This is a genomic window from Streptococcus suis, from assembly GCF_019856455.1.
Lineage (GTDB): Bacteria > Bacillota > Bacilli > Lactobacillales > Streptococcaceae > Streptococcus > Streptococcus suis_AE.
In genome coordinates this window covers 1182001-1196607 of record NZ_CP082205.1, presented here as the reverse complement: position 1 = coordinate 1196607, position 14607 = coordinate 1182001, and the positions used below count along the sequence as shown (strand labels likewise).

Annotated in this window: 2 protein-coding genes and 2 pseudogenes; all 4 read right to left on the bottom strand. The window is 42.1% G+C overall.

The window, feature by feature from the left end; genetic code table 11:
- Positions 1–57: 57 nt before the first annotated feature.
- Positions 58–3711 carry a helicase-exonuclease AddAB subunit AddA gene (addA, locus tag K6969_RS05845; RefSeq protein WP_171943082.1) on the bottom strand — a complete coding sequence of 1218 codons (3654 nt, stop codon included), beginning with the start codon at positions 3709–3711 and terminating at the stop codon, positions 58–60.
- Positions 3711–6977: an ATP-dependent nuclease subunit B gene (gene rexB, locus K6969_RS05840; protein WP_171943083.1), complete on the bottom strand. Its 3267-nt coding sequence runs from the start codon at positions 6975–6977 to the stop codon at positions 3711–3713. The genes addA and rexB overlap by 1 nt, the downstream gene beginning before the upstream one ends.
- Positions 6978–7141: 164 nt before the next feature.
- Positions 7142–9133, bottom strand: a pseudogene (locus K6969_RS12345) (MucBP domain-containing protein); the annotation flags it as partial.
- Positions 9134–9172: 39 nt separating this feature from the next.
- Positions 9173–14530, bottom strand: a pseudogene (locus K6969_RS05835) (MucBP domain-containing protein); the annotation flags it as partial.
- Positions 14531–14607: the final 77 nt, after the last annotated feature.

Below are 14607 nucleotides of genomic sequence, written 5' to 3'. Positions count from 1 at the left end.
CACAAAATGTGATAGGTTAGTTAACTTAATGACATTGGGTCTTTTGCCCAGCCTCTTTTAGTTTACATCAACTTCGACCACTTCAATCTTCTCCCCACCAAGCAAAATCAAATGACAGTCTACACGATTTATCTTGTAGGCTTTTTTCAATGCCTCCGCATAGAGTTGCATTTGAGCTTGGTAACGTTGGCTGAGTTGGATTGGTTGGTCATATTTGTCCGTCTTGTAATCAAAGAGGACAATATGATCATCATACAGTAGGTAGCCATCGATAATCCCACGAAGGACAAAGTTTTCCTGAGATACAGGATCTGTCTGCAAACTTGCAAATGGAGCTTCTCGGTGGAGTTTGTCCGTATTGGCTAGAATTTCTCTTCCTAAGTCTGTATCAAAGAAATCCAAAATAATATGAACATTGATTTTATCTTTAACCGCTTGCTCAGCATGAACAGCTTCTAGAGCTTCTCTTACCGTATCTTCAGTCACCAACCAAGACAGATCCAAGCGTTGCATGAGTTCATGCACTGCTGAACCGACTTGGGCTCCAGCGATTTTTGGTTTCTTGGAGAAATCTGGCAAGTTGAAGGTCCGTTTGGGCTGGTATTTTTCCATAACTTCCATGCCTTCTTGTTCCAAAATAGGCTCATAGAGTTTCTTAATTTGACTTGGAGTCCGTAAACTTGGTAATTCTATAGCAGCCTTATAGCGTTCGTTCAACTCTTGGACAGAAGACAACTGGTCCAAGGCCTGGGCGATGTCTTCTGATTGACGAATATCTTTAAGGCTGGCGTCTTCTAGCTTACTCTTCAATATAAGTTTGCCAATCTTCTCCTCCGTCAAATCCTCATCCGTCACAAAGACTTTCTTGAAGTGCAAGTCTTCTCCTGAAAAGGCCTCATCAATGGCTAGAATCCAGTCTTGGAAGGTCGCCATGCTTTCACGAGTTGATTGGGCAAGTACGCCATTTTCCTTTTTGCCATCGTATTTTTCAGCTAACTTGTCAGCATTACCCTTTCCAACCAGATACAGCTTCTTCTCGGCACGCGTTAGTGCAACATAAAGCAACCGCATTTGTTCCGAAAGATTGGCAATTTTTAGCTCTTGGAGATTAGTTTGATAAGGAAGGGTGTTCATTAAGACTCGCACCTGAGGCAATGGGCTATTTACCTTATCTTTCATATCCGCTAAATATTGGATACCTAGACCATTTTTCCGGCTGATAATGACTGACTGGTAATGGTCTTCCAAGTTGAAACGCTTATCGATGTTCATGAGGAAGACATACTTGAACTCCAGACCTTTTGACTTATGAATGGTCATCAGCTGTACAGCATTTTGCGGTAGAAACTCTTGTACATCTGCCAAATCCTTGTCATTTGCTAAGGCACGGTCAATCATGGCGATGAAGCGGGACAAGCCCTTGTAGCCTGTTTTTTCGAACTGGTTGGCACGCAGACCTAGTGCATATAGATTGGCCTGACGCTTGCTGCCATTTGGAAGAGCACCGACATAGTCATAGTAGAATTTTTCATTGAAGATCTTCCAAATCAGGTCATAAATAGAATGCAATTTGGCATAGGCACGCCAGTTTTCCAAAATAGACAAGAAATCCTTGATTTTCTTCTTCAACTCTCCTGACATAAGTTCAGGATGTTGCCCATTTGTTTGCTGGGCTATTTCCATTTTCTGGTAAAAGAAACCTGTCCCAGCCTGCAAGGAAACCCGTGTCAGCTCATCTTCATCGAATCGGAACATAGGTGATTTAAGCAGGGCAACCAAGGCATAGTCATTGAGTGGATTATTGATAACCCGCAAGGTATCCAGCATAATCATGACTTCCAAAGATTGCAGATAGGAGGTTGCTCCGCCATCTGCCACAATAGGAATCCCATGTTTTTCAAAAATAGACATAATGAGGTCATTGTGCGTCCGTTTTTGCACCAAGAGAGTGATGTCCTTGAAGTCTGCTCCTTCTTCATTGTGAAGACGAATAATCTCTTTTGCAACAACCTCAATTTCACCAGCAGTCAGAGATGTTTCCTCCTCAGCATCCGTTGAAGAGTTTGCGCTATCCTGCTGATCGTAAATCAAGTATTCCATCTCATGCTTGGGCTGGGTAATTTTTTGACCAGGACTACCAGCCACTAGACTGTGGGTGTCGTCATACTTGATTTCCCCTACTTGACGGTCCATCAGGCGCGTGAAAATAGCATTTGTCGCCTCCAAGACCTCAATCTGACTACGGAAATTTTCCTTGAGCAAAATCAATTTCCCAGCCTGAGGATTTGCCTGATACAGTTCAAATTTCTCTTGGAAAATCATCGGATCCGCCTGACGGAATCGATAGATGGACTGCTTAATGTCGCCCACCATAAAGCGGTTGTGACCGTTAGACAGCAAATCCAGCATTCGCTCTTGACTATGGTTGTTATCCTGGTACTCGTCCACCATGACTTCGTGGTATTTTTCTTGGAAAAACTGGCGGATGTCTGCATTTTCTTCTAAAATACGAATAGCGAAATGCCCAATATCGCCAAATTCAAAAGCTGCTTCCTTGATTTTGACATCCAGATAAGCCTGCGAAAAATCCAAGACAAAGTCACGTAATAATATCAGCAAGGGCACAGCTTGAATCTGATAATCTTTCAGCAGGGTTAATTCATAAACTTCCTGACCCAAATCTCGTAGTCCTGAGATGATCTGGCTCTTGCCAGCATTGTATTCTTCTTTAAAGGCTATCAAATGCTCATCTTTTGGTCGATTGGCATTGGTCAGACCCTTGCCTCTGGACTGATCATTGATGAGAAGGATTCTTTCAACCCGCTCCATCAAGTCCTTCTGGTCCAGACTATCTAAACCTGTCAGCAAATCCAAGACTTCTTCCACATTTGCAAAATACTTGGCAGAACCAAAGTCATTTCTGCCCCATTCCACATGGTAGCGGAAGAAATCTGCAGCTTGATAGAGCTTGTCTAACACTTTTTCCTTAAAGCCTTGCTCTAGCATCTGCTCTATACGCTCTTGACTGTACAAATCAGCTTGAACAGCCTGCTCTTTCAGCCATTTAGTTGGACTGCTCGTCGATTGGCTAAAATCATGCACCTGATAAACAACCTGACGGAAACCACTGTTATCCTTGCGGTTGCCCGAAAAATTGCGAACCAGTTTGCGGAATGCACCATTTTCATCCTTTTCAAGATAATCTGCAAAGAGCTGGTCAAAGACCTCTTTTTTCAGACTCGCTTTTTCTGTCTCATCCTGTAAAATCCGAAACTGCGGAGAAATACCAAGGCTATAACCATAGGTTGTCACCAATTTCTGCGTAAAGGAGTCCATGGTACCGATGTCTGCCTTGGTCAAATCCGCTAACTGGGCAGACAAATGCCGACGCAAGTCCATATCGGTCGTCTCCGCAATGGTTTCATTGAGATTTTTCTCAATCCGCTCCTTCAACTCACCAGCCGCCTTGACTGTAAAGGTCGAGATAAAGAGCTGGTCGATTCCCACACCACGCTTCAACTTATCCAAAATCCGTTGAACCATGACGAAGGTCTTTCCTGACCCGGCCGATGCAGAGACCAGAACATTCTGACCGTGCGTGTAAATGGCTTCAATCTGCTCAGGTGTGCGTTTTTGTTGCTTATCAGAATTGGCTTCCGCCAGCTGCACAGCCCTGATTTCTTCCGTGCTTAAAAATTGTTCAAAAGCCATTAGTCCTGACCTCCTTTCATTCGTTCCATCCAATCTTGACGCTTGGCCTCCTTGACCAACCGCCGTGCCATGCCCATGTGCCGATCCGCCTCAAAACCAGTGATTGCCTTCAGCTGCTCACCTGCCACCGAACGCCCATCTTTTGTATAAGGGTTAATAGCAAAGCGACCAGCCAGAATGTCCATGGCAGCTTGTTTGTAGAGTTCTTGGTTGTGGTTCAATAAAACCGCAAACTCATCTTCTGTGTAGAGTTGGTTACGAGTCTGATAAAAATGATTGAGCCCCAGACTTTCCTCCTTCAAGAAAAACCCCTTGTAAACCAAGCTAGTATTGGCAGCTCCTTCTAGCTGTTCTAAATTCTTTGTGTCTTTTAATTTGATAATCGGATCCTGCAAATGCAAATACATAGCTCCAAAAACAGGTTTATCCTTGGTTTCATCCAGCTCTTGTAAGGCTGCCAAGTAGGTCACCAACTGAGGTTTTAGACCATTGTAAAAATCCCCAACTGAAAAAGATTGGTCACTGGACTTGTAATCCACAACACCGACAGCCTGATTGATTTGTAAGGTATCCAAGCGGTCAATGGTACCATTGACATGCACACTCTTGCCATTTTGAAGGTCAAAAACCAGCGCCTTATCCTGACGGAAACTCTTTTCCTGACCATCAATTTCAACCAAATCATTATCCCGCAAAATAGTCGCACTGGAACGAGCAATCTTATCCAGCACCTCCTCCGTATAACGAGCATCCGCAGCCTGGTTATAAAACATAGCAAATTCTGCCTCGTCATGCGTACGCAGGATGGCCTTGTCCACTTTTTGATCAAAATCTAGATCAGATTGGTCCATGACCACTCGTTCAAAAATCCGATGCAAGAACAAACCATGCTGAAAGGCAGTCGGATGGATGGATTCCTGTTCCCGCAAGCGAAGAACATTGCGGACAAAGTAAAGATATTGGTTATTGTAGAAATTGGTCAAGCTGGATGCAGAAAGATTGAGTGGCTTATCCTCTGGATATAAAGCAGCCAAGGTTTCATCTGAAAGTTGTTTAGAAGTAATTTCGCCAGTAATGGTCGGAATTTCAATACCTTGCGACTCCAATTTCTTCTTCAAATGGCGAACCAAGACTGTCCAGAAGGCCGTCTGCCCTTCCCATTCTTCATTATCAAGAGATGGTCTTTCCGACTCAATCAAACGGGATAAGAGACTCTTGTAGTGACCGATGTCTTGCGGACTAAGTCTTTTAATCCGTCCACGTTCTTCAGATTTCAGCCCCATTTTTTGGAGAATCTTGATATAAGGGGAGAGACTATCCTCACCTTCGTTATAAATCTGAGGTGTGGAAATAACTAACTGTTCCGTCGCAGCATTAAGCAGAGACATCATGGCAGCATGGTTCTTCTTGATATTCTCTCGGCTGACCAAATCAAAACGTGAAGAACTAGCTGAAACAAGATTGACTTTTTCCATCTCTTCTTCTGTCAATAAACTGGTATTCTTGGCAACTTTTGGAAAATTGGACTGGCCCATTCCGATAGCATAAACATACTTTGCAGTGTGTGGCTCAATCAAATCATAGGATTTGACATTGACCACATCAACCGTTGCAGGAACGGTACGATAGTGGCTGGCCTGCATTCCAGCCTGTAAAATAGCCAGAAAATCATCCATTTTCAACTTTTCTTTTCCGAAAATCTGATGAAAATTCTCAAGAATATAGGTAAAACTTTTCCAGACCTGCTCTTCTTTTTCTTGCTCTACTTCGCTCAAATTTCGAGACATTTTTTCCATATTTTTAGGAAGTTCAATCGCCTCCAAAAATGCCATAAATTTCTCAAGCAAGGCAGTTCCAGATTGTGGTCCAGCCTTAAACAGCTGGTTCAAAGGCTCCATAATCTTAGCACGTAGAGGTTCCAAGACAGCCAAATCATAGACAAGCCTTTTCTCCTTAATGACTTCAGCGTCATAGTCAGCTCTGCCATTGACCGAAAAAGCCCTCGAAAAAGCAGCCTGCCCCTTCATATCCGCAAAGAGGATGTAAGACTCAAATAGGTCCAGCTCCTTTTGGGAAATGCTGGCGTACAAACCAGATTTGAGGAGATTGAGCAGGTCTTCCGCTCGGAAACGATAGCGACGTAAGCGTTCCAAGGACTCCACAAAATGGACCAGGGGATGATGACTCATCTCCTCTGCCTTGCCGAAATAGTAAGGAATGTCATACTTGTCAAAAATCTTGCCAATCTGCAACTTGTAGCTATCCACATCCCCCAAGAGCAACAAGATGTCTTTATAGCGAACCCCTTGATGCACATGCTGACGAATTGCCGTTGCTACCTGCTCCACCTCTTCTTTTTGGTTAACGACTTCCCATAGCTTGATTTTTTCTTGGTCAGCTGGAGTCAACTCAAGTAAAGTTCCGCTATAATCATAAATCGACTCCATATTCTTTGAAAATTTTCCAATACTGTCCAAGACTGGCTCTTGACCAATATAAGTTGCCTTAGTCTGGAACTGCGCTGATAGCTGACGTAAAAAATCAACGTTGGCTTGATAGACATTGCCTTCCGTATAGGTCGCTTGCACAGCTTTCTTGCTGGCATATACACCAATCAGGATTTCCGACACCCGTTCATTTAAAGCACTTACTAAAGCTTCTTCTTCAGCCGAAAAACGAGAAAATCCGTCTACTACCAACACAATGTTCTTCAACTGCTCATCCAACTGACCAGTTTCCACCAAGCTAGTCAGCTGTGCCAACTTAGACTGATGCTCAAAGCCTTCTTTGGACAAAATGCCTGTTACAGCCAGAAAAATCTTTACCAAATCAGCCTGCTTATCTGGCGACTCCATGGCTTCCAAGTCCAAAATAGACATATTTGCCCGTTGCAACTCTTTGTATAAAGTGACCAACTGTTGAACGAAGCCAAAATCCTTCTGCAGCCGACCATAGACTTTCAAGTCGCCATCTTCAAATTGCGATAGAACACAAAAGAAAATCATTGCCAGACCAACATCATCCAGCGGTTGAGCTGATTCTTTCCTATCAATCATCAAATAGCGGGCCAATTGCCCAAAACGGGTCACGATAATATCAAAGGTTGCTTGTTCAGGTAGGTATTCCAAGACCTTGCGTTCCATCTCAAAGGATAGAGAGTTTGGAGCAATATAAAAAACTCGCTTAGCTTCCTTAGCAAATTCTGCTGCGGTATCCGTTAAATACTGCGTCAGAGGATTGCGAATATCTGTATAGACTAATTTCATATCAAATTCTCATTCTTTCGTTGAATATACTATGTCTAGTATATCAAAATTCAAACAAAAAAATGGTCCAATGGACCATTTTTTCAGAAAGGTAATTCTTTCTACATTTATCTAAATTTCTTCACTTATTCTATCGGGGGAAGAATTCGTGTAAAGAAACATAATTAGTCTTCGTTGCGACGACGTTTACCTGCAAGAGCAAGAGCTGCAATAAGCATACCTGCACCAAGTACTGTTGCTGATGATGAAGCTTCACCAGTGTTTGGCAATTGAGCCGCACCAGCTTTAGCAGTTGTTGGAGCTACAGGAGCCTGTGGTTTTGGTGCAACAGGTTTGCTTACCTTACGGTAGATGTGTGTTGTGTTACCGTCTGGATCTGTTACAGTCTTACCTGTAAACTCGTATCCTGGGATTGACTTGTTCGGTGTTGTACCTTCCTCTTGCGGTGCAATTGGGTTACCGTCTTCATCAACGTGGTTTGTTACAACCTTAGTTACCTTACGGTAGATGTGTGTTGTATTACCGTCTGGATCTGTTACAGTCTTACCTGTGAACTCGTATCCTGGGATTGACTTGTTCGGTGTTGTACCCTCTTCTTGTGGTGCAATTGGGTTACCATCTTCGTCAACGTGGTTTGTTACAACTTTCTTAGCAGGTGTTTCTACTTTACGGTAAACGTATGTTACTTCAGTAGTCTTACCACCTACAACAGTACCAGTTTCTGAACCTTCCACACGAACAAGCTCATAAGTTGTACCATCTTCTGTAGTGATAGTGTTTGGCTTGTTGTCAGTTGTGTCATAAGACTTGCCTGCTGGAGCGTCTGTTTCGTCGTTAACAGGTGTCTTAAGCACATTGCCATTTTCATCCACGTAGTTCACCACAACGTTACCATTTTGAACGTAAGGGACTGGTGTGTCAACGCCAGAATCTTCTGGTGTTGGTGGCACATAACCTTTACCTGGATCGTTTGGATCAACTGGTTTCAGTGGTGTGTTGTCCTTAGGATCTACTGGTGTGTAGCCTGGAACGTTTGGAATCACTGTATCTGGAGTTGGTGTTACTGGTACATCTGGATTGGTTGGATCAAATGGATATGGAACTTTTGGTTCTTGTCCTTCTGGTACACCTGGAATTTGTGGGATCCAGTTAGCGACTTTCTTATACACATAAGTGATCTCAATTGTCTTACCACCTTCAACTGTACCGTTTTCTGTACCAATTGTCTTAGACGGAATCAAGACATAACGTGAACCATCTTCTGTAACAATCTCTGTTGGTTTGTTATCAGTTGTGTCGTATGGACTATCTGGTTTTGCGTCTGTTTCGTCGTTAACAGGTGTCTTAAGCACATTGCCATTTTCATCCACGTAGTTCACCACAACGTTACCATTTTGAACGTAAGGGACTGGTGTGTCAACGCCAGAATCTTCTGGTGTTGGTGGCACATAACCTTTACCTGGATCGTTTGGATCAACTGGTTTCAGTGGTGTGTTGTCCTTAGGATCTACTGGTGTGTAGCCTGGAACGTTTGGAATCACTGTATCTGGAGTTGGTGTTACTGGTACATCTGGATTGGTTGGATCAAATGGATATGGAACTTTTGGTTCTTGTCCTTCTGGTACACCTGGAATTTGTGGGATCCAGTTAGCGACTTTCTTATACACATAAGTGATCTCAATTGTCTTACCACCTTCAACTGTACCGTTTTCTGTACCAATTGTCTTAGACGGAATCAAGACATAACGTGAACCATCTTCTGTAACAATCTCTGTTGGTTTGTTATCAGTTGTGTCGTATGGACTATCTGGTTTTGCGTTTGTTTCGTCATTAACAGGTGTCTTGATGACTGTACCATCTTCTGTAATGTAGTTAACAACAACGTTACCAGCTTGTTCATAAACATAAGTAACTTCTGTTGTACCTTTAACGACTTTACCAGTTTCAGTAGCTGAAGTTGCATCTACTTCTTTGTAGTAGTAAACTGTGCCATCTTCAGTTGTAATCTTAGCTGGCTTGTTATCTGTTGTATCGTAAGCTGTACCTGTTGAAGTTGTCTTCGTATCCACTACTTGAGGAGCGATTACTTCACCTGCAGTGTTTACATAGTTAACAACAACATCACCCTTAACTTCTTCGTAAACGTAAGTGACTTCAGTTACACCTGGAACAACTTTACCTGTTTCAGAACCTTGAGTAAGGGTTGGGACAAGTTTGTATGTCTTACCATCTGCAGTTGTGATAGTATTTGGTTTGTTGTCTTTTGTATCGTAAGCTGTACCTGTAGATGTTTCTGGTGTATCTGTCACAGGCGCTTGAAGAACTGTGCCATCAGTTGTTACATAGTTAACAACCACTGAACCTTTCACTTCTTTGTAGACATAAGTTACTTCTGTTGTCTTACCAGCTTCAACGTTACCAGTTTCGTTACCGATTGTCGCTGTTGGGATCAACTCGTAAGTCTTACCGTCTTCAGTTGTGATAGTAGTTGGTTTGTTGTCAGCTGTGTTGTACTCAGTACCTGGCTTAGCATTTGTTTCATCATTCACTGGTGCCTTGATAACTGTACCATCTTCAGCGATGTAGTTAACAACAACGTTACCAGCTTGTTCATAAACGTATTGAACAGTTGTAGTCGTTTCTGCTACTTTACCAGTTGTTGGTGCAGAAGTGTCTTTCACTTCTTTGTAGTAGTAAACTGTACCATCTGTCGCAGTAATTGTTTCTGGACGGTTGTCTTCATCTGTATTGTAGACTGTGCCAACAGACTTATCATCTTCATCAACAACAGTTGCTGCAATAACTTCACCATCTGTGTTGTAGTATTCTACAACGACGTCAGACTTAACTTCTTCGTAGATGTAAGTTACTTCGATAGTCTTACCTGCTTCAACATCACCAGTCTCGTTACCTTTAGTAGCATTTGGAACAAGTTTGTAAACTTTGCCATCTGTAGTAGTAATCGTTTCTGGTTTGTTATCTTTTGTATCGTATGGACTACCTGGTTTCGCATTTGTTTCGTCGTTTACTGGATCTTTGATGACAGTACCGTCAGCCAATGTATGGTTAACAACAACATTACCTGCTTTTTGGTAGATGTATGTAACTTCTGTCGTACCTTCTACAACTTTACCAGTCTCTTTATCACCTGCTTTGACTTCATCTTTTGGCAAGATGTAGTAAACATCGCCAGTTTTGTCATTAACGATTTTCTCTGGTTTGTTATCTTTAGTATCGTACTCTGTACCTGTATCTGTGATAGTTTGGTCTGTCACATCGTCTGCAATTGTGTTGCCTTCTGTATCGACGTAATGTACGATAACATCACCTTGAAGTAACTCATAGACATAAGTGACTTCGGTTGTACCTTCTACAACCTTACCATCTTCTTTACCGATTGTTGCTGCTGGAACAAGTTTGTAGATCTTACCGTCTGCTGTTGTGATAGTATTTGGACGGAGGTCTGTTGTGTTGTACGGAGTACCTGTTGAGCTTTCTGGTGTGTCTTCAACTGTGCTTTCCGTTTGTTTGCCGTCATCTGTTGTACCTGAGATTGGATTACCTTCAGTATCAACGTAATGAACAATAACGTCACCCTTGACTTCTTGGTAAACGTAAGTAACTTCTTTAGTCACACCTGCTTCAACTGCACCTGTTGGAGTATCATCTGAAGCCAAGTTGCTGTCTGCTGCTACTGAACCTACTGGGTAGTCACCTGCTGGAACAAGTTTGTAAGTCTTACCATCTTTAGCAACAATTGTATCTGGACGGTTGTCCACAAGTGTATCGTAGTCAGAACCTGGTTTGCCGTTTTCAACATCCAATACATCTGCCTTGATTTCGGTACCATTTACATCTACATAGTTAACGTTGACTGAACCAGCTTTTTCATAAACGTATTGAACAGTTGTTGTACCTTCTACAACAGTACCATCTTCAGCTGCAGAAGTATCTTTCACTTCTTTGTAGTAGTAAACTGTTCCATCTTCAGTTGTGATTTTCTCTGGTTTGTTGTCTTCGTCAGTGTTGTAGACTGTACCGACAGACTTATCGTCTTCGTCTACGACTGTTTTGGCAATTTGGTTACCCTCTGTATCGTAGTACTCAACTACAACGTCACCTTTCACTTCTTCGTAAACGTAAGTGATTTCTTTAGTTACGCCTGCTTCAACTGTACCAGTCGTAGCATCGATACCTGTTGCCTTACCGTTACCAACTGCTGTCAAGTTGTTGTCACCTGAAACTGTACCTACGTTGTAAGTTCCTGCTGGAACAAGGCGGTAAAGTTTGCCATCTACTGAGATGCTAGCCAGTTTGTTATCAAGAACAGTGTCATAGCCAGAACCTGGTTTACCATCTGTCATGTCTGCAACTGGATCTTTAAGAACATTACCTTCTGTATCGACATAGTTAACATTAACGCTACCAGCTTTTTGGTAGATGTATGTAACTTCTGTCGTACCTTCTACTACTCTACCTGTTTCTTTAGCTGCATCTTCAGCTTTGATTTCTTTATAGTAGTAGACATCACCAGTTGTATCTTCAACAATTTTCTCTGGTACACGATCAGCAGTAGAGTAATCTGTTCCTACAAGAGCATCATTAGTATCCACCACTGGAGTTGCAATTACTTTTCCGTCTGTATTGACATAATTTACAACTACATCACCATACTTAGGATTTGGTGTGTAGTAAACGACCTCATTGATGTCCGCATCTGTTGCAACAACTGTTTTATCTGTAACAGATTCAATCATTGGAGCATCTGCACCTTCAAGAGTCGTTCGAGTTGCAGTATAGTCTGTGATTTCTGGAATCAAGTTACCACTTAGAACATCTGTAGAATCTGCTGACCATTCACCATAAGTAATCTCACCTGTAACAAGGTTAACTTGAGCTGGACGAGTAAAGGTTACTGTTTGAGTCTTAACAAGTGGTGTACCCTCAGTAGAGTCTTTTGGCAAGATATTACCTGACGCATCTATACGGACTGGTGTTCCATCTTCATACTTGTACTCAACAGTACGCGTTACTGCTTGGGTAGTTTCCTGATTTTTTACTGTATCTGGCCATACTGGTGAGTTTGGATCTGCTGGATCCACTGGTTTTCTCGGTACAACGCCTTTAGGAACGTCAACGACACGAGGCTTGATAACTACTAAAAACTCTTGTCTAACTGATGTGTCGTAGTCGTAATCCTGACCAGCGTCAGTAGTGAAATTGTCAGATACAAGCTCATAACCCAATTTTTTATACTTATTAATTGTGTCTTCAGTTGAATAGTTAATATCTGTTCCTGAACCACCAGTCAAGGTACCTGAATCTTCCAAATAATCTGTCGCACCTTCAACTTTGTAGCGGATGATAGCCTCTTGTGCAAGTGCACGATAGATGTATGTGATTTGATTGGCAGAAGCAGTTGTACCAACACGGAGAATATTTTGACGCCCACCAGGTGTGTAACCTTTATTAGCGTAAGGATCTCCAACAAGACCAGTACGCCAAGAAAAATCTTTATCATCTACGCCATTTGTTGCTGTTGTCCAAACCTCAGTCGATAAATATAATCTACCACTTGGACCATCAGTAGTATCATCACCTGAAAAATTAGCAACTATACGATACATACTACCTTTATCATTTTGTGCACTTACCGCGTAAATCTTTCTGGAACCAGTTGGATCGTTAGGGTCAGTGATATAGTTTCCGATGAAATTTTGATTCTTATTATACACATAAGTATTACCAACACGGTGTGTCAATTCGGAAGTCTGAAATACTGGTAAAAATCCTGTCGTATCTGTAGTGACTAAATCATACGATTTAGTATATGACGGATCTGTCACATAGAAAGTCAAGGTCATTTTTCCATGGTCAACTACTTCTCGAATAACTTTAACTTTTACTGCATTGCCAAGGTCATATGTAGCTGCAACAGATGTTGAACCTTTTGGATAGATACTATCGGCAACCTCAATCGACTGACTTACATACTCTACACCCGTAAATTCACGTTGACCAGAAGATGTCACGGGTTGTCCAGAAATAGTTTGGACATTATAAGTCGCGATTAAATCTCCGTTCTCAGTCACATAACGAGTAGTATTTACAAGATACGGAGGAACATAAGTAGTACTATAAGTATCTACACCAGAATTTTTTTCCTTGACATTAAATTTGATTGTCCCTGAAACTCCGCCCTCAACTGCTTCTGAAGTATCATAGAATAATGTTACAGCCTGATTTTTAGCATTGAATGTAGTCGGATAAGTAAGTTCCACGCTAGCACCTGGCTCAATTGTAACCTTTTCCAATACTTGTCCGTCCGTGGTACTTACTAATTCAGCGAGAACCGTTGTTGTTGTCGAATCTCCATCCAAAGAATAGCGAATATACGCTGGAACTGCAGCCCCTCCAACTACTGAACCTGCTTGGTTAGTGTTATATGATCTCAAATCATACGCTCCAAACGTGTACCATCCTTTCTCAGTTGTTGCGGCGGTACCAGTAGGAAGTTCATGTCTTCCAACAGTTGCTCCATGCGGGTCTTCCATAGACGGTGTCGCTGTTGAAGTAGTTGCTACGAGTAGACCACTTCCCTCAGTAACATTCAAATTTGAAATTGAAGTATTCAGAGCGATTTCGATAACATCTGTCCCCAAGTACTTACGCAATTCTAAGACTAGAGCTTCTACGTTTATACGAACTGCACTGATTTGAGCGTTTACTTCCTCAAGTGTCGCTACTGAATCCTTCAAGACTGCAGTTGCTTGTGTTGCAGTTAATTTAGTCGCTGCAGCAGCTGCTTTCAAGGCTGTATTTTCCTTGTCAGATGCAGCTACAAGGCGTTCAGATTCATTTGCCAAAACTTCTGCTTCTGAAGTTACTTGCTCAAGAACAGTTTTTGCTTCTTCTACGGTAGCAGGTGTTTTTACAGCTTCAGAAACTGTTGCAGTTGTTGTAGCTGCGCCTTCTGTTGATTTAGCAGTTGCTGTTTCTGTTGAAGCTGTTGTAGTAGTTTCAGAAGTTGCCGCTTTTTCTTCAGCTTTCTTCACAACTTTGAAGACAACTTTTGAATGACCAGCTTCTATAACTCCCGTCGTAGCTGTTGCCGTTTCATTCGCAGCTAGTTCATAACCTTCAGGTACTATTGCTGACTCAGTAACGATTGCAATAGCAATTGTATCTGTTGTTTTCGTTTCAACTGACTTAACAGTTGATGATACAACTTTCCCTGATTCATCTTGGTACTCAACAGTATATTCAATAGTCGCTGTACGTTCTGCAGTTGCTACTTCTGTCGAGGCAGTAGTTGGTGTAGCTTCTGTCGCTGATGCTTCAGTAGTTGTTGACGGATCAACCTCTGTTGATGAAGCTAGTGTTGTTGCTCCTGTTGTTGCAGTGGTTGTTTTTGCTTGAGCAGTTTGCGCACCAGCCCCCATAACCAATGACATCCCAAGTAAGACACTAGCAGCACCAAAGTGGTATTTACGAATTGAGAAGTGCTGTTTCAATCCGTACCAGTCAAAAGATTTACTTCTAGAATGATGCATTATTATCCTCCTGTATTCTATGCATAGCTAAAAATAAGATAGGTAACTAAAAATGCTTTCAGATTACATCTCCCTCA

Bases quoted from the DNA above. Each gene is read 5' to 3' on its own strand.
- addA (WP_171943082.1), bottom strand. From the start codon at position 3,711: ATGGCTTTTGAACAATTTTTAAGCACGGAAGAAATCAGGGCTGTGCAG.
- rexB (WP_171943083.1), bottom strand. From the start codon at position 6,977: ATGAAATTAGTCTATACAGATATTCGCAATCCTCTGACGCAGTATTTA.